General features: G+C 70.4%; 12 protein-coding genes. 2 read left to right on the top strand and 10 right to left on the bottom strand.

Annotated elements, in window-relative coordinates:
* The first annotated feature begins 4 nt into the window (after positions 1 to 4).
* On the top strand, positions 5 to 2,965 hold the full coding sequence (locus OWC43_RS19030) for a bifunctional [glutamine synthetase] adenylyltransferase/[glutamine synthetase]-adenylyl-L-tyrosine phosphorylase (RefSeq protein WP_393957832.1): 2,961 nt from the start codon (positions 5 to 7) through the stop codon (positions 2,963 to 2,965).
* A gap of 16 nt (positions 2,966 to 2,981) precedes the next feature.
* Here OWC43_RS19030 and OWC43_RS19025 read toward each other — a convergent pair whose 3' ends face one another.
* Positions 2,982 to 4,190 (bottom strand): oxalate decarboxylase family bicupin, encoded by a 1,209-nt coding sequence (locus OWC43_RS19025; protein WP_393957831.1) that lies wholly within the window; start codon positions 4,188 to 4,190, stop codon positions 2,982 to 2,984.
* 155 nt (positions 4,191 to 4,345) lie between these two features.
* Here OWC43_RS19025 and OWC43_RS19020 point away from each other — a divergent pair, with 155 nt between their 5' ends.
* Entirely contained in the window at positions 4,346 to 5,239 is an 894-nt protein-coding gene (locus tag OWC43_RS19020) for a 3'-5' exonuclease (RefSeq protein ID WP_393957830.1), read from the top strand.
* A gap of 12 nt (positions 5,240 to 5,251) precedes the next feature.
* Here OWC43_RS19020 and OWC43_RS19015 read toward each other — a convergent pair whose 3' ends face one another.
* From OWC43_RS19015 to OWC43_RS18975, 9 genes are all read right to left on the bottom strand, one after another.
* Positions 5,252 to 8,833 carry an AsmA family protein gene (locus OWC43_RS19015; RefSeq protein WP_393957829.1) on the bottom strand — a complete coding sequence of 1,194 codons (3,582 nt, stop codon included), beginning with the start codon at positions 8,831 to 8,833 and terminating at the stop codon, positions 5,252 to 5,254.
* Positions 8,834 to 9,081: 248 nt separating this feature from the next.
* The gene (locus OWC43_RS19010) at positions 9,082 to 11,250 is read right to left on the bottom strand and encodes a TonB-dependent hemoglobin/transferrin/lactoferrin family receptor (RefSeq protein ID WP_393957828.1); all 2,169 of its coding nucleotides are present in this window, start codon (positions 11,248 to 11,250) and stop codon (positions 9,082 to 9,084) included.
* A gap of 177 nt (positions 11,251 to 11,427) precedes the next feature.
* On the bottom strand, positions 11,428 to 12,246 hold the full coding sequence (locus tag OWC43_RS19005; RefSeq protein ID WP_393957826.1) for a heme ABC transporter ATP-binding protein: 819 nt from the start codon (positions 12,244 to 12,246) through the stop codon (positions 11,428 to 11,430).
* Entirely contained in the window at positions 12,239 to 13,294 is a 1,056-nt protein-coding gene (locus tag OWC43_RS19000; RefSeq protein WP_393957825.1) for a FecCD family ABC transporter permease, read from the bottom strand. Before OWC43_RS19000 ends, OWC43_RS19005 begins: the two co-directional genes overlap by 8 nt.
* On the bottom strand, positions 13,287 to 14,165 hold the full coding sequence (locus OWC43_RS18995; protein WP_393957824.1) for a hemin ABC transporter substrate-binding protein: 879 nt from the start codon (positions 14,163 to 14,165) through the stop codon (positions 13,287 to 13,289). Before OWC43_RS18995 ends, OWC43_RS19000 begins: the two co-directional genes overlap by 8 nt.
* A 14-nt stretch (positions 14,166 to 14,179) precedes the next feature.
* The gene (hemP, locus tag OWC43_RS18990) at positions 14,180 to 14,305 is read right to left on the bottom strand and encodes a hemin uptake protein HemP (protein WP_393957823.1); all 126 of its coding nucleotides are present in this window, start codon (positions 14,303 to 14,305) and stop codon (positions 14,180 to 14,182) included.
* A gap of 422 nt (positions 14,306 to 14,727) precedes the next feature.
* Positions 14,728 to 15,621, bottom strand: a complete 894-nt coding sequence (locus OWC43_RS18985) for an aromatic ring-hydroxylating dioxygenase subunit alpha (protein ID WP_393957822.1) — start codon at positions 15,619 to 15,621, stop codon at positions 14,728 to 14,730.
* On the bottom strand, positions 15,618 to 17,012 hold the full coding sequence (locus OWC43_RS18980; protein WP_393957821.1) for an 8-oxoguanine deaminase: 1,395 nt from the start codon (positions 17,010 to 17,012) through the stop codon (positions 15,618 to 15,620). Before OWC43_RS18980 ends, OWC43_RS18985 begins: the two co-directional genes overlap by 4 nt.
* Positions 17,013 to 17,019: 7 nt before the next feature.
* A complete protein-coding gene (locus tag OWC43_RS18975; protein ID WP_137828055.1) occupies positions 17,020 to 17,955 on the bottom strand; it encodes an ABC transporter permease in 936 nt (311 codons plus the stop codon).
* Positions 17,956 to 17,959: the final 4 nt, after the last annotated feature.

The following is a 17,959-nucleotide window of genomic DNA, read 5'->3' as shown; positions in this document are numbered from 1 at the left end:
CGATATGAGCAGGCCAGAAAACGGGCAGATTGCCCAGCGCGATGGCAGCCGCGCTCCGTGGATCCAGTGCCTCGGGCCGATGCCGCCGCTCTCCGATCCGGTGGCGGCCGAGGCGCGCCTCGCCGAGGTGGCCGAGGCCCTGCCGGCCGAACTCCGCGACGGGCCGGCGCGCGGTCTCCTGCTGGCCCTGGCCGAGCACTCGCCGTTCCTGTGGTCGCTCGCCGCCCGCGACCCCGACCGCCTCGCCCGACTGCTTCGGACGCCGCCCGAGGAATCCGATGCACGCATCCTCCGGGAGCAGCGGATTGCAGGACGCGGACAGGACGGCGCAGCGCCCGATCTCGAAGCGGTCAGCGAGATCCTGCGCCGGAACCGGGCCGAGCACGCGCTTCTGGTGGCGCTCGCGGATATCGGCGGGGCGTGGCCGCTGGAACGGATCACCGCCGCGCTCTCGGACTTCGCCGATGCCTCGGTCACGGCGGCCTTCGACGCGCTCCTGTTCCAGGCCGCCGCCTCCGGACGGTTTCACCCGGCCGACCGTGAGAACCCGCAGGCCGGCTCCGGTCTCGTGGTGCTCGGCCTCGGCAAGCTCGGCGGGCGGGAGCTCAATTACTCCAGCGATATCGACCTGATCGTCTTCTTCGATCCCGAGATCGCGCCGCTCAAGGAGGGTCTGGAGCCGACGCCGTTCTTCACCCGCCTCGCGCAGGGCGCGGCCAAGCTCCTGCAGGAGCGGACCCGCGACGGCTATGTCCACCGGGTCGATTACCGGCTCCGCCCCGATCCCGGCTCGACGCCGACGGCGCTCAGCCTCGCCTCGGCCTATATCTATTACGAGACGACCGGGCAGAACTGGGAGCGGGCGGCCTTCATCAAGGCCCGGCCGATCGCCGGCGACATCCCGGCGGGCGAACGGTTCCTGGCCGAACTGACGCCCTTCGTCTGGCGCAAGTACTTCGACTTCGCGGCGATCGCCGACGTGCACGCGATGAAGCGCCAGATCCACGCCGTGCGCGGCCACGAGGCGCTCGCCGTCGCCGGTCACGACATCAAGCTCGGCCGCGGCGGCATCCGCGAGATCGAGTTCTTCGTGCAGACCCAGCAGCTCGTCTTCGGCGGACGGCGCCCGATCCTGCGCGGGCGCTCCACCGTCCCGATGCTGGCGCGCCTCCACGACGATGGCTGGATCTCGCAGGAGGCGCGCGACGAACTCGGAGCAGCCTACACCTTCCTGCGCACCATCGAGCACCGGCTCCAGATGGTGCGCGACGAGCAGACCCAGCGCCTGCCGACCGATCCGGCCGAGCTCGACGCCTTCGCCCGCTTCGCCGGCTTTCCCGACCGGCCCGCCTTCGAGGCCGCCCTGCTCGGTCACGCGCGGCGGGTTCAGGCCCATTACGCCCTGCTGTTCGAGGCGGCCCCCGACCTGTCGTCGGAGGTGGGCGACCTCGTCTTCAGCGGCGCGGCCGACGATCCGGCGACCCTGGCGACGTTGCGCAGCCTCGGCTTCCGCGAACCGGAGACGGTGGCCGAGACCGTGCGCGGCTGGCATTTCGGCCGCCGCGCCGCGGTGCGCAGCCCCCGCGCCCGCGAGGTGCTCACGGAACTCGTGCCCGCGCTTCTGAAGGCCTTGTCCGGCACGCCGGATCCGGATGCGGCTCTGGCCAATCTCGACCGCGCCTTCGGCCGTATGCCGGCGGCCGTCGAACTCCTCACCATCCTGCGCGAGCATGAGCGGCTGCGGCTGCTCTTCGCCGACCTCCTGGGCAGCGCGCCGCGGCTCGCCGGCACCGTCGCCTTCAGCCCGCACGTGCTCGACGCGGTGATCGACCCGGATTTCGGCGATCCGGTCATCGATCCCGCCGGCATCGCCGCCCATTACCGGGCGTTGCTCGGCCGCCCGGACGACCATGAGATCTTCCTCGACCGCAGCCGCGATGCGGCGCGTCAGCTTCGCTTCGTGGCCGGTGCCCGGCTGCTCTCCGGCATCCTGAGGCCCCAGGGCGCGGGCGAGGCCTTCTCGGCCATTGCCGACGCGGCGATCGCCACGGCTTTGGAAACGGTCGCGGCGAAGTTCCTCGCGGAGCACGGCGCGGTGCCGGGGGGGCGGATCGTCGTCATCGGCTATGGCCGCCTCGGCAGCCGACAGCTGACGGCGGAGTCCGATCTCGATCTCGTCGTGCTCTACGATTTCGACCCGGACGACCGCACCAGCGCCGGCCCCAAGCCCCTGGACGCGGCGGTGGCCTATAATCGGCTGACGCAGCGCCTGGTCGCCGCCTTGACGGCCCCGACCCGGCGCGGCCTGCTCTACGAGGTCGATCTCCGCCTGCGGCCCGGCGGCGGCCAGGGCGCGACGGCGACGCAATTCCGCAGCTTCAAAGCCTATCAGAGCGAGGAGGCGGAGCTGTGGGAGCACATGGCGCTCACCCGTGCCCGGGTGATCGCGGGCGACGCCGCGCTTGCCGCGGATGCCGCGGCGGTGATCGACGAGGCCCTGCGCCGCCCCCGCGACGCGCACAGCGTCTATCGCGCCGTGCGCGACATGCGCGCTACCGTGGAGCGCGAGAAGGGCGATCACGGCCCCCTCGATCTGAAGCTCACCCCCGGCGGCCTGCTCGATCTCGATTTCCTGGGCCAAGCCCTGGTGCTCGCCCATGCCCACGACCATCCCGATCTGATCGGCCTCGATGCCCCCGCCCTGTTCAAGCGGGCGGCGCAAGCCGGCCTGCTGGAGGGCGGCGAGGCGGAGGTGTTGGGCCGCGCCTACCGCCATTTGGACGACGTGCATCACTGGCAGCGCCTGATGGTCGAGGGCGATCCGACCCAAGCCTCCCCCGTGGCGATGGCGCGCCTCGCCCGCGCGGCCAACCTTCCCGACGCGAAGGCCCTCGCGGCTCAGCTGGAGGCCGAGCGGCTCGAGGTCCGCACCATCTTCGACCGTCGCCTCGGCAGGCCGGGGTGAGACGAAGGCGGGAGTGTCAGCCCGGCAGGACCGGTGACTTCTCCGTGGGCAGGCCGTCGATCGAGGCGCGGTCGATCCGGGTATGGGCCTGCACCAGAGCGTGCGGCGTCAGCGCCATCCATTGCCGCAGGGAGAGATCGGCGTAGCGCGGACTCTTGAACATCTCGAGGAAGACCAGCGGTTCGGTGCCGGTGTTCTCGATGTAGTGACCCATGGCGAAGGGCACGTAGCCGACGTCGCCGCCGCGATAGTCGAAGGTTCGGGCCTTCGATTCGGAGCCGAACACGGTCATCCGCCCCTGGCCCGAGAGGTAGTATTGCCACTCGTCGCCGTTGGGGTGCCAGTGCAGCTCGCGCAGGGCCCCCGGTTCCAGTTCCACCAGCGCCGCCGCAATGGTCGCGGAGGCCGGGAAGACCGAGGAATCGGTGATCCGTACCGTTCCGCCGCGGCTGCGGATCGGCTCCTGCGCCAGCATGCGATGGCTGAACTTTTGCGGCACCGGGCCGGCCCCACCCATCCGGTCCTCCGCCAGCGGTCCCGGCTTCGGCCCAGGGAAGATGTAAAGTTCCTTCTCCGGCAGGCCGGCGAGGGCGCTCTCCGGCAAACCGAGATTCTTGGCGATGACGTCGCGGGGCGTATGCGCCAGCCAGTCGCTGATGAGAAAGGTCGAATCCTCGGAGAAGCCGCCGTCATCGAACACGAGCAGGAACTCGCAGCCGTCGATCTCGCTCTCCAGACCCTGGATCGAATGCGGGATACCGCTGGGGAAGTACCAGAGGTCGCCCTCGCCGACATCGTCGGCGAAGGTCCGTCCCGCCGGGTCGATGGCGGTGATGCGGGCCCGTCCCTTGATCATGTAGGCCCACTCCGCCTCCTTGTGCCAGTGCATCTCGCGCACCGCATTGGCCTTGAGCCGCATGTTCACGCCGGCCATGGCCTTGGAGATCGGGAGTTCGCGGATGGTGGTCTGCCGGGCCCAACCGCCATCCTCCAGCCGCATGTGACTGTCGGCGAACGACCATTTCAGGTTCGGCATGGTGCCGTGATCGGTCTGCGGCGGGTGGAGGGTGAACGGCTCCTGCGCCTCGCGGGACGGGTTGCGCGGGCCGAGGATGTCGGCACCTTTCGGGCTCTCGGCGGCCCGTGCGCCGCCGGCTTTCCACGCGATTCCGCTGGCGACCCCACCGGCGGCGGCGATGAGGCTGCGACGTGAAACATCGGTCATGGCGGTCCCCGGATGAACCCTGTGGTCCGGGGTAACGGCGCGGACCGCCACCGGATCGACGGGGGCCGATCACGACATCCGGCGCAGGCTGCCCACGACGATGGTTGCACGCCCATATCTTGCGGGCGCCCCGCCTCGGCCCCTAATCTCCCGCGATGAACGTCGTCGCGATCGACTTCGAGACCGCCAACGAGCGGCGCGACAGCGCCTGTGCGGTCGGGCTCGCCTGGATCGAGGGCGGTCGCGTCGTGCGGCGGGAATCGCGGCTGATCCGGCCGCCGCAGATGCGGTTCTCCCCGGGCAACATCCGTATCCACGGGATCCTGCCCGCCGACGTCCGCGACGCGCCGACCTTCCCGGAGGCGATGGCGCCGTTCCTGCCCGATCTCGCGGGCGGCCTCGTGCTCGCCCACAATGCCGGCTTCGACATGGGCGTGCTGGCTGCCTCGCTCGGCGCCTACGGCGAGCCGGTGCCGACCCTGACCGGCCATTGCACGCTCCAGATCGCCCGGCGCATCTTTCCGGATCCGGCCGGCTGTGGGCTGTCAAAGGTCGCGGGCCGCCTCGGCATCCGCTTCGAGCACCATGATGCGGGCGAGGACGCCTTTGCCTGCGCCGAGATCGCCCTCGCCGCCGTGCGCGAGACCGGTGCCCGCGACGTGCCCGACCTCGTCCGCGGTCTCGGCCTCACACCGATCCGCGCCATCAACGCGCCCCGCCGCGACCTCGTCCGCTCGACCTCGGCCCAGGCGCTGCGGGTGGCGGGCGTCACGCCCCCGGTCGCGGCGGCGGATCTGCGCTTCTCCCTGCGCGGCAGCACCGGCAACCGCTACGTAGTGGTGTTCGAGGAGAGCGCGGGGGGACCCTACCTGCGCTGCTCCTGCCCGGCGGGCACCCATCGTCGCCGCTGCCGCCACGTCGACGCGCTGGTCGACGGGGACATCACCGACCTGATCTCGAACAATCCCGAGGACGTGGAGCGCCTTCGCCTGCGCATCGGGGATGCAACGGTCGGCCCGGTGCGGATCAAGGGCGCGGCGGCGGCATGAGGCCGCCGACGCTCACGGCCGCACGCCCGGCGGCGTGATGTCGAGGGGCGCGGGAGTCTCCGGTGACGGCTCCGCGTCCTGTCGGGCGCGACGGGCCAAATCCTCCACCTCGCGCTGGCGGCGCGCCGTCTCCTCGGCCTCGCGCTGACGCCGGGCGGCCTCCTCGGCGGCCTGCTGCGCCTTGATCCGCGCCAGACGCGCCGACTCCTCGGCCGCGGCCCGCGCGCGGTCCATCTCGATGCGGGCGCGGCGGCGTTGGCGCTCGGCCTGGTCGGCATCGAACAGCTCGATCTTCTCGAGTTCGCGCTGGAGCACCAGGGCGGCGAGGCCCGTCGTCAGCGGGGCGGCATCGACGCGGCGCTCGGGCGCGCCGAGCGGACCGGAAAAGCCGAGCTGGACGGCAGGCGGCGCACCGGACCAGCCCTTCGGCGCCGACAGGCTGGTGAGAATTCCCTTGGCGTCGAGGCTTCCGCTGCGCAGATCGACCCCGAAGGTGCCGTTCCAGCGGGCGGGTCCGAGATCGAGCCCGAACGGGGCGGAGCGCAGCACGCCGCCGACCAGAGTGACGGCGGCGGTCGCCGGTCCCTTGGCGACGAGCGGTGCGGCGGAGAACTCTTCCGAGACGAGCGCCTGGGGGCGGCCGTCGCGGAGGGGATCGTCCTCGGCCAGCGCCCGGACGAGCGCCCGGTCGAGGGCGGCAGGATCGGCCTCGGGCAGGCGGATCTGTGAAAGCCGGATGTCGCCATTGCCGGAAAGGTCGTCGGTGAGCGCAGCGGGGTTCGGGCCGGAGGCGCTGAAGCGCAATCCCCCGGACAATGTCGCGGCGAGGCGTCCGCCCTCGACGATCTGGGCGAGGTTCACGTCCGACAGCGTGGCTTCCCCCGAGACCGAGGCGGCACCGGCCGGCCGCGTCACCGTCACGCTCGCGCCGATCCGCCCGCCGCCGAGGCCGGCGGTGAGGTCGCCGATGCGAAGGGCATCGCCCTCGCGGAGCAACCGGAAGGCCGCCGCCTCGGCGACATATCCGCGGCCAAGATCCAGTCGGCCGATCTTGAGATCGAGATTGGCCCGCGGCAGATCCGGCGCCGGGGCGAACCGGGTGCCCCGGGGGTCCGTGGGCAGGATCAGGGCGGTGGTCAGGGCCGGCAGGGAAAGCCGTCCGAGGGACACCGCGCCCGTCACCGCCCCATCCTGATGGCGGTCGAGGGCAGCGGTGATGTCGGATCCGGCGGCCTGACCCGTCAGATCGAGATGCAGCGCCTCGCCCCGACGCGACAGGGCGAGGGTGCCCGAAGCGGGCAAGGGTCCGGCGCCGGACACCACTGCACCGGTCAGGGCCAGATAGGGCGTGAGGTCGGTGCCTTCGATTCGGACCTCCCCCGAGAGCGGGGGGCGACCGGACACATCGAGCAGGATCGGCTTTTGCGAGGCGAGGCTCAGGCCCGGAAACGCTCCCTCGATCGTGAGGGCCAGGGATACTACGACCGGTGCCACCTCCGGCGCGAGGCGCTCCTCGTTCGGCCGAGTCGTCTCCGCCCCGGGCGACCGCGTGCCGGTCAAGCGCAGGCGGGCGGGTTGGCGCAACGCGGCGATATCGTCGCGACCGAACCAGAGGCCGGCCCGGGCCACGTCGAGCCGGGCGGCGAGATTGTCGATCCGTCCGGCCCGGATCAGAGCCGAAGCCTCGATCTCGCCGCCGCCGGCTTTGCCGCGGGCCTGGGCGCGCAAGGCATCGGCCTCGCCAGATTCCCGCTCGAGCGTCAGATCGAGATCGAGCCCGGCCTCGCGGAAGGCGCGGGGCACCAGCCGCGCCTCCGCCAGGAAGCCGCGTTCCAGCAGCGCCAGGAGGGGGGCAGCCTTGGGTGCGGAGACCCGGCCCTCGATCTTGCCCGAACCGTCCGGGGCGATGCGGCCGGCGAGCTTGGCGCTGGCCCCGGCGAGATCGGCAATCTCCAGGCTGTCGACGACGAGGCTCGCCCCATCGGATTGCAGCCGCACCATGATGGTGCCGCCCGCGCCGCCCGAGGCGCCGTAGCGGACGTCGCGGGCACTGAGCGTCAGGCCGAGGTCGTGCCGGTCGAGGCTTTCCATCAGGCGGCTGGCCGGGGGCATTTCGGCGATATCGATGCCGTTGGCCGCGATCTGCGCCTCCAGCCGACCGCGCCGTCCGGCCTGCGGGCGGGTGTAGGCGGCATTGCCCGTGACCCGCACCGGGCCCAGCGCCAAGCGCAGATTGCGCAGGGACAGGTCGGTAGCGGTGGAGGACAGGTCGGCCCCGAGGTCGAGCGTCCGCCCGTCGAGCAGTGAGGCGACGGCATCCTCCGCGCCGAGCCGCCCGAGATAGCGCCCGAGACCCTCGGAGTTGCGCGCCGCGATGTCGAGATGGCCGGTGAAGCGGGCCGAGGCGGAGAGATCGATCTCTCCGGTCGCCGAGACGGTGGCGGCGCCCGGAGCCAGCCCCGAGAAGCGGCGCAGCACCAATCCGCCGGATCGATCGAACGTGCCGCGGAACGCCACGTCGGACCAATCGTCCAGGCCGAGCGCCACGCTCTCGGCCTTGAGATCGAGGTCGAGCATCATCGCCAGCGAAGGGGCAAGGCCGCCCGCGCCTCGCGACAGCAGCGCCCGGCCGCCCGGCGTCAGCAGCAGCCCGTCGAGGTCGAGACGGCGGGTGCGCAGGTCCAGCCCGGCGCGGCCCTCCCGCCAATCGATCCGACCGGTGCCTGACAGGCGCGCCGCCTTGCCGCCCGGATCGAGTTCGAGTTCCACGCTCTTGGCGTTCACGACCGTGCCGCGCGCCTCGAACTTTCCGGCCAGCGTCGACGGGAGGTAATCGCCCGCCGCCTGGACCGGAGGACCGACGGTGAGCTTCGCCGAGCCCTCGGCTTCGGGCACGAGGCCGCGGCGGGCCTGCGCCCCCCCCTCGACGGCCTCCGGCTTAAAGGTGAGGCGGGCATCGGCCTCGAGTCGCGGCAGCGTGTCGCCGCCGCCGGTGAACTTCAGATTGAGCGTGCCATCCGACGTTACGACGCCGGTGGCGAGATGGAACGGGCTTCCCGCTACCATCCCCTCGGCGAGCCACGGCCCGGCCAGGTTGGGGGCGCGCAGCCGCACGTCATCGGCGGCCCAGATCTCGCTCGGCTCAGCGCCGTCGCGCCACGTCGCGACGGAGAGGTGACGGACGGTGAGCGCATCGATGACCACGTCCCGGCGCGGCGTCTCACCGCCGCGCGGCAGAAGCAGGGCGTCGTCGGCCACCGGCAGGGTGACGCGGGCCCGTTCGATGGACGTGCGCGTGAAGCGCACCTCGCCCTTGAGCAGGGGCGAGAGGGCGATTTCCGCATCGACCTGCCGGGCTTCGAGGGATGGTCCGTCCTCGGCACCGAGGCGCAATTGGTCGAGGCGGAGATGCGGGGAGGGCAGGAGCCGCAGATCGATCGCGCCGGCGCTGGAAGCCGGTGTGCCGAGGGATTGCGCGATCGCCCGGTCGATCAGCGCGCGCTGGCCCGACCAGTCGATGAAGGGCGGCACGGCGAGCGCCGCCACGAGGATCAGCACGACGGCGCCCGCGAGCGCGGTCAGGAGGTCACGCACCGATTTCGCTTTCGCCTCGCCTGCACAGCCCAGGCGCATCCGATCGAGGCGCACCGCCGGAGCGACGGCACAACCTCACGGGCGGCCATAGCACAGGCGGTGCGAGGCTCGCATCTCAAGCTCGGCGATGGCGTTTACGCGCGATCAATGGCGCGCCGCCGCCTTGCGGATCGATCGGCGCGAAGCCGTCGAAGCGCGCATAGAGGGCAAACGCCGCGGGGTAGGCAGGACGCGCCCCCCCCCGAGGTTCAATGCGTCGCGAACTTGATGCTGATCGCGGCCTTGGCGGTCAGGCCCGGGCTCGGCAGGGCATTGAGGTACTGCGTGTAGCGCTTGTCGAGCGCGTTCTGCAGGACGAAGTCCGCCTTCACATGATCGTTGACGACGTAGGTGGCCATCAGATCGACGAGGCCATAGGCCTTGGTCGGCGAAAGGGTGACGCCGGACGGCAGGCCGGTCCGTGCCTCGACGAAGGTGAGGCGGCTGGCCAGGGTCAGATTGCCGTTGAGGAAGCGCAGGCCGATCGTGGCGCTCACACGGTTCGGCGGGACACTGATCAGCGTCTCTCGCGTCGCCCGGTTCCGCCCATCCGTATGGGTGGCCGCGACGGTGACGAAGCCGCCACCCCAATCGTAGGCTCCCTCGAGTTCGACACCGTCGAGTTCGGCCCGGGCGATATTCAGGTACTGCACGTCGCGTTGGGGGATGACGCAGGGGAAGCGCCCGGGGATGCGAGCGCAGACCGAGGCGGGAATACCGACAACGGCCGGAACGAAATAGGTGGACCCAACTGGCTGAATGCCGATAAAATCATCGACCGTATTTTGAAAGACGTTGAGTTTGGCCCGGAACACGTCGCCGGGCTTCAGCACATCGTTGTACTTCAGGTTGACGCCGCCCTCGACGGTGTGGGCGGTTTCCGGGCGCAGAGCCGGGTTCGGCCGGATGCTGAAGGCCGGGAACGGGTGGATGCCCTGCATGAGCGTCTCGGTGATCGACGGCGCGCGGTAGCCTTCGGCGTAGGTTCCGTAGACCTCGAAGCCGGGAAACGGTGAGACGCCGACCGTTATCTTCGGGGAGAGACGATCGCCGCTGGAGCGGTAGGCGCCGCCCGAGAGATCGTAATGGTCGTAGCGCAAGGCGCCGACCACCCGCAGCCACGTACTGTAGCGGATCTCGTCCTGCACGAAGGCACCGGCGAGGCTGCGCTCGCCCGACGGGGTGAAGGCAGCGCCGAAGCCGCCGGCCTTGTCGGTGGTGCGGACGCGATTGCCGACATAGTCACCACCGATCGTGAGGGCATGGGCCAAAGCCCAAGTGTCGAAGCGGGCCGTGTTGTGCACGTCGAAGCCGAGGGTCTCGAGATCGTAGGTGATCCGGTTGCCCGCCCGGACGCCCAGGGTGCCGTAGGTGCCCCTCTGCGAATCCTGAAGGAAGGTCAGGTCGTTCTGCGTCGTGGTGGAATAGCCGCGGATGCTGACATCGAGGAGCGGCACATCGGGCCGGGCGAAGCGGTAGCCGAGGGTATAGGTGTCGGTCTGCACCGCATTCGCAAACCGTGCGCCGCGATTGGTGGTGCCGGAATTGGTGAAATCGAAGCGCTGAAGCAGCGCCGTACCGGAGATCTCGTGGCCATCGGCCGGACGGAGATTGATCTTCGCGAGACCCGCGCTCAGCTCGTTGCCCGTATCGGCGATGCGGCGGCCGAGGCCATCCTGGTAGGGGCCGTTGTTGCGGAACACGAACTGCCCGAACACGTCCGCCGCCGTGCCGATGCGCGCGCCGATGGCGGTTGAATTGAGGAAGCGCTGGCCGTTGCTGCCGAAGCCCTGGGTCTGCACGATGCCGGCCCGCTCATCGGGGGCAAGGATGTCGTCGATGGAGCGGGTGCGGAACGCGACGACGCCGCCGATGGCGCCGGAACCGTAGATCGTCGCACTCGGCCCGCGGGTGATGTCGACGCCGCCGACGAGTTCCGGATCGAGGTAGAACACCCCGTTGGCGCTGTGGCCCGAGGTCTGGAAGTCCTGGCGGGCACCGTCGATCAGAACGTTGACGCGACCGAAATCCTGGAGCCCGCGGATATTGATCGCCTGGGCCGGATCGCTCTGGCTTCCCTGCGTGGTCACGCCAGGCACGTCGCGCAAGACCTCCGAGAGCCGGCTCGGCTGAAGGCGGTCGATCGCCTCGCGGGTAACGACGCTGCTTCCGGACAGCGCATCGATGGCGGCGCGTTCCGTCTTCGTCGCCGTGACGGAGAGCGTGTCGAGGCTCACTTCTTCGACGGGGGCATTTCTGCGCGCCACGTCGCGCTGGGTGCCGATGGGCCGTGTGTTGGTGGCCTGCGCTTGGGCCGCGTCGAGGGCGAGCAGCGAGGTACCGAGAGCGAGGGCGACACGAAGCGGCGCAGGCGACATCGGGGCATCCGGCCAGATGGGGAGGGGGCGGCTGGCTGGCGGATGGCTGGCTGGCGCCTGTTCGGTCTGCGCCGGAGATCAGGACCAAGTCAACACTGCATCGAAACGATCAATTTAGTCCAATTACTGCTTATCTGCCGATAAGTTTACGGCCATTCCAATCTTGTCGTCCGCCTCTCATTCTTGTTGCTGGCCTGCAACACTGCGGCGCGGCAGGATGAACGGACGCCCGCCCTCCGGCACCTGTCCGACGCGCCAGGGAACGCCGAACACCGCGGCGACGAGTTCGTCGCGCATCACCGTGGCGGGCGTGCCCCGCGCGACGATCCGGCCCGCCTGCATCACCACCAGGGTATCGGCATAGGCCGCGGCGAGGTTGAGATCGTGCAGGATCGCGACGATCGCCGTGCCGGTCGCCGCCAGTTCGGCGGCGACATCGAGAAGTGCGGTCTGGTGACGCAGATCGAGGCTCGCGGTCGGCTCGTCGAGGAACAGCACCTGCTGCATGGCCAGCGTCCGGCCAGCGGCAAGCTGGCACAGCGCCCGGGCGAACTGGACCCGCGCCTGCTCGCCGCCCGAGAGCGTCGGATAGGCCTGATGCGCGAGATGATCCGCATCGGCCCGGCGGAGGCTGTCATCCACGATAGCGTCCCGCGCGCGCCGGCTGAGGCCGCGGCCGATGCCGTCGAGGCCGATCCGTGCGAGCTGGGCGGCGTTGAAGGGAAAGGCGAGCCTCAGGGCCTGCGGCATCACCGCCCGCATCGCCGCGAGCCGCCAGGGCGGGATTGCGCCGATCGGCTCGCCTCCGTAGCGGACGCCGCCGCGGCTCGGCGTCAGCTCGCCGCTTAGCAGCCGCAGCAGGGTGGATTTGCCGGCGCCGTTGGGCCCGACGATGGCGTAGATCCGGCCCGGCTCGATCGTCAGATCAATGTCTTCCACGAGGTGGCGCCCCGCCACCGCGTAGGCGAGACCTTGGGCGCGAAGGCATTCAGGCATCGGCCAGCGCGCCCCGGCCCAGCAGCAGCCACAGGAAGATGGGCGCTCCGACGATCGCGGTGACGATGCTGATCGGCAATTCGGCCGGCGCGACGACGAGGCGGGCGATGATGTCCGCCAGAACCAGCAGCGCACCGCCGAGGAGGGCGCAGGCCGGCAGCAGGCGCCGATGCTCCGGACCGATCAGCAGGCGCAGCACGTGCGGGACGACGAGACCGACGAAGCCGATCACCCCCGCCGCCGCGACTCCCGCCCCGACCGCGAGGGCGACCAGCACGATCACGATCCGCTTCAGCCGCTCCACGGCGACCCCAAGGTGGAACGCCTCCGCCTCGCCGAGAACCAGGGCGTTGAGACCGCGGCCGAGGAACGGAACCGTCAGGAGAATCGGCAGGATCGCCGGGGCGCTCGTCGCCACCTTGGTCCAAGTGGCGCCGGACAGGCTGCCGAGCGACCAGAAGGTCAGATCGCGCAATTGCCGATCATTGCTGGCGAAGACGAGAAGCCCGGTCAGGGCCCCGGTCAGAGCCGCGAGGGCGATGCCGGCGAGCAGCATCGTCGCCACGGAGATACGCCCGGACCGGGTGGCGACACGGTAGAGGCCGTAGGTCGTGGCGAGGCCGCCGAGGAAGGCCGCCGCCGGCAGCGCGAGATAGGGCATCGATCCGGGGAGGCTCAGGGCGGCCAGGACGCGGTCGCCGAGGACGATCACCGCGGCCGCGGCAAGACCCGCTCCGGCCGAGACGCCGACCAAGGCCGGATCCGCGAGGGGATTGCGGAACAGCCCCTGCATGAGGGCACCGGAGACGGCGAGCCCAGCACCGACCATCAGGCCGAGCAGGGTCCGCGGCAAGCGCAGGTTGAGGACGACGAGGGCGTCCCGTGCCCAGGTCGGATCGGACGACCCCGATCCACCCCCCAGGATGTCGAGGATGCGCATCGGCGGGATGGAGATCGCGCCGAGGCTGAGGGAAAGCAGGAGGATTGCCGAGACGAGCAGGCCGAGCCCGGCGAAGACCGGGACCGCCCTCCCGCGATTCTCAGTCACGGGGCAGGTCCGGGTAGACCGCCCGCATCAGAGCGGTCGCCGTCTCCGGCGTGCGTGGGCCGAAGCCGAGGAGGGCGAGGCCGTCCATGGCGACGAGGCAGCTTCTGGCGGCAGCGGGCGTCTGCGCGAGCGCCGTGCCGGCGGCGAACACCGTGTCCGCGGCGAGGGCGTGCCCCCCATTCGCCATCACGATCACCGCGTCGGGCGCCGCGGCGATGATGGCCTCGTCGGTGATCGGCTTGAAGCCGCTGAGGCCCTCGGCGGCGTTGTGAAGACCGGCCAGGGCGAGGATGCCGTCCGCCGTGCTGTCGCGACCGCCGGCCATGACGCGCCCGCTGGCGAGGGAGAGCACGACGAGGGCACGTGCCGGCCGTGCGATCCGGGCGCGCCGTTGGGATAGGGCGGCGAATTCGGCCTCGACCGTTCGGCACAGGGATTCGGCTTCCGCCTCGAGCCCGACCTGCTGGCCGATCGTCCGGATCTTGTGCAGCACCCCTTCCGCCGTCGGCGGATCGGTGATGATCGTGACCGGAATGCCGGCTTCTCGGATCTGATCGAGGACCGCGGGCGGCCCCGCGCCCTCGGCCGCGAGCACGAGGTCCGGGCCGACCGAGAGGAGGCCCTCCGCCGACAATGCGCGGAGATAGCCGGCATTCGGCTTCTCGCGCAAAGCTTCGGCCGGATAGACGCTGGTCGTGTCGACGATCGCGATCCGCGGGCCCGCACCGAGGCGCCAGAGGATTTCGGTGACGGCTCCGCCGAGGGAGGCGATGCGCGTGGCCGAGGCCGCGGCACGGGTCGGTCGGATCGCCGCGCCGAGGCCGAAGCCGGCGAGGGCGCCAAGGATCGAACGACGCGAAACGGCGGGCATGGAGGGATCAGCAGTCATTTGGTGAGGATCAGCTTGTTGTTGCTCGTGATGCGGAGGCGGTAGCTCGACCCGTCATGGACGATCACGATCTCGCGCCGCCCCTCCATGAGCGCATCCGACGCGATTCTCGGTTCGATCATCGGTTCGGTTTCTCGGCTCGATCCTGCCGCAGTGAGACGGAGATCGGTGATCGAGACAGGATCATTCCCCGATATTTCAGGCATTGGCGAACGCAGCTATTTTCGGATTTATTATCATTCCAAAAATCAAATCTGTTGTGATCATGGGCTGATCAGGCGTAGGCGCAATTATGGCCGGGGACAAGCTTGACGGTGCTCCGCTGCACGAGGGAACCCCATCGGTCATGGCCGCCGCACAGCCAAGTCCGGCGAGGTCACCGGCAGCTTCAGCGGGCGAGGCTTCGGGTCGGCCCAGCCTCACCACTTACAGCCGTCGGTGAGACGTAGAATGCACCCCGGCGGATCCGCCCCCTCTCGATCGAGCCCGTCGCCGTGTACGCCGGCCCGCTATCGCTTTCTCTGGAAGGAGTAAGCGGTGGCCGTTACGCCGCCGACGTCGCGATGCGCGCCGTCGTGCCGTAGCGGACGTTCTTCTCCTTCAGCCAGCGCCGGTAGGCGACCGACGACGAATCGGCCCGCGTCGGGATTTCGGCCCGCGGCTCCAACGGCAGGAGGACGGGCCGCTGATTCTCGAGGATGATGCGATCCTGCAGGAAGATCATCTGCTGGAAGGCCAGGAGGTCGGCGTCGCGCGAGGCTTCATCGATGAGGAACATCACGGGATGGGCCCGCGAGCGGCCCGGATCGAGCGGCTGGACGAACAGGCAGATCACGTCCCAGCGGTTCGCCGCATTGGGGCAAGTCTTGTAGAGCATCGTGACGTAGGGCGTGGCGACGCGGTACTCGTAGCGGGTCAGCAGGCCCCCGGTCGCCGAGACTGCCGCCTGCGGCTGGAAGAACGTGCAATTCGTCGCCCAGACCTCGTCGACGTCGCGCCGAATCTCGCTCGTGTACTGCGCAACCTCGGTGTGCGGCTCGGCGCCGAGGATGTCGGTATGGACGAAGGGGAAATGCGCCATGTCGAGGAAATTCTCGACCAGGCGCAGGCCGGAGGCGCGCACCGAGACGGCGCCGCAGACAACGTGTCGCCGGTCCGGCTCATCGGCCTCCGGGATCGGAGGCGGCTCGCCCCGCGGCGCCCCGAGGCTCGTCCAGACGCAACCATAGAGTTCACGCACGGGCAGCCCCCGCCCGCTTGCATCGCGCACATTCGGCGGCGCGCCCTCCGCGCCCGCTTCCACGACGACGTTCTGTCCGAGGAGCCGCGTGGTCCAACCGCCCCGGTCGAGCTGAGTCAGGGCGCCGACGACGTACCAATCGTCCCGCACCGCGGGTTCGAGCTCCGAGCCGGTCGCCATGGCGATCTCCTCCGTCATTGCCAGATCCGCCGCATCGTGGCGGCGTGCTCGGCCAGCAACGCCTCGACGTCGAGGCTGCAGAAGGCTCCGTCCGCAATGATCTGACGGCCGTCGATGAACGAGTGGGAGACCCGGAACGGGCCGCACATCACCATCGCGGCGAGGGGGTCGCGCTGGGTGCCGGACAGCCCGAGCTGATCGAGCTTGACCGCGATGAAATCGGCGCTCATGCCCGGTCCGAGGTGGCCGACATCGTCGCGCCCGAGCAGGCGCGCGCCGCCGCGGGTCGCCATCGTCAGCGCTTCACGGGCCGAGAGCGCGCCCGGCGAGCCGCCGAAGCCGCCGCGCCCACCGGGTTTCTCCGAACCGTAGCGGGTCGGCGCCACGCGCTGGAGGAGTTGGGCGAGGCGCGCCTCGAGGAACAGGTTCGAGGTGTCGTTCGAGGCCGAGCCGTCGACGCCGAGCCCGCATGTCACGCCCGCATCGAGCATCTCGCGAATTCGGGCGATGCCCTGGCCGCAGCGCATATTGGCGGAGGGGCAATGCGTCATGCCCGTGCCGGTCCGGGCGAACTGCGCGATCTCGGCGGCGTCGAAGAAGATGGCGTGGGCAAACCAGACGTCGGGGCCGAGCCAGCCGACCGATTCCGCGAAGGCCACGGGCCGCATGCCGAAAGCGGCCTCGCACCACGCCTCCTCGTCGAGATCCTCGGCGAGATGGGCGTGGAGATGGACATCGTGGGCGCGGGCCAGCTGCGCGGCCTCCCGCATCAGCCCCGGCGTCACCGAGAAGGGCGAGCAGGGCGCGATCACGATCCGCGTCATCGCGTGGCGGCGGGTATCGTGATGCGTGTGGATCAGCCGCTCGGCGTCCTTGAGGATCGCCTCCTCGCGCTCGACGCAGGAATCGGGCGGCAAACCGCCCTGGCTCTGGCCGCGGGACATCGCGCCCCGCGCCGCGTGGAAGCGCAGGCCGATCTCCCCCGCGGCGCGGATCGTGGAATCGAGCGTGACGTCGTTGGGGGCGATGTAGAGGTGGTCCGAACTCGTGGTGCAGCCCGAGGCGATCAATTCGGCCATCGCCACCTTGGCCGAGACCGCGATCGCGGCGTCGTCGAGGCGCGCCCAGATGGGGTAGAGCGTGGTGAGCCAGGTGAACAGCGTGTCGTCCTGCACCATGACCCGGGTGAGGTTCTGGTACATGTGATGGTGGGTGTTGATCATGCCCGGCATGACGAGGTGGCCGGACAGATCGATGGTCCGGTCCGCCTGTCGCCCGGCCAGTTCCGCCGTGGTGCCGACCGCCTCGATCACGTTGTCACGCACGAGGATCGCCCCGTCGGCGATCTCGCGGCCGCCATCGTCGAAGGTCGCGAGAAGGGCGATGTTGCGGACGAGCAGCGTCGGCATCGAAATCTCAGCGCACGTCGCGGTGATAGGGCCGCGCGAGCGCCGCAGGCTCGGCGAAGAACGGCTTGAGCCGCCGCCACGCGACCACGGGTAGGATGATGAAGGCGATGGTGCCGAGATAGGGCAGCATCGACAGGATCGCGGGCGCCACCGGCCAGCCGCGGGCTTGGCCGACGAAGCCCAAAGCCGTGATGACGCCGAAGACCAGAGCGGCGGCCACCGCCGTGAGCGGGCGGTAACCCGCGAAGATCACGAGCGCCACCGCGATCCAGCCGCGGCCCGCGACCACGCCCTCCGACCAGGACGGAACGAAGGCGAGCGTCAGGTAGGCGCCCGCGCCCCCGGCGAGGCTCGCCCCCAACGCCACGTACCAGAAGCGGATGGCCGTGACCGGAATGCCGGAGGCATCCGCAGCCGCGGGGTTCTCGCCGACCGCCCGCATGTTCAGGCCGTGGCGCGTCTTGAACATCAGCCAATGGATGGCGATCGGGAGGATGAAGTAGATCAGGTAGACGAGCCAATTCTGGGAGAACAGTGCCGACCCCACGACCGGCAGCTCGCTCAGGTAAGGGATTGGCACCGGCTCGAACGTGGCCTTCGCGGGCGAGCCGGCATAGGGGCGCCCGGCCGTCGCGGCGAGGCCCGTGCCGAGCAGCGTGAGCGCCAGGCCGCACAGGACCTGGTCGGCGCGCAGAAGCACGGTCGCGAGCGCGAACAGGCAGCCGAACAGGAAGCCGACGCCGAGCGCCGCGACGAAGCCGAGCGTCGGACTCGCGGTCGCCGAGACGGTGGCGATGCCGGTCAAGGCGCCCAAGGCCATCAGCCCCTCGACGCCGAGATTGACGACGCCGACCCGCTCGGCCAGCACCTCCCCGAGGGCGGCCAGCGCCAGCACGCCGCCCGCGAGCACTGCGGTGGCCAGGATGCCGGTGACGATCTCCATGGCG

It is taken from the genome of Methylorubrum sp. POS3, assembly GCF_043352485.1.
Classification (GTDB): Bacteria; Pseudomonadota; Alphaproteobacteria; order Rhizobiales; family Beijerinckiaceae; genus Methylobacterium; species Methylobacterium suomiense.
This window is presented reverse-complemented; position numbering and strand designations above follow the sequence as displayed.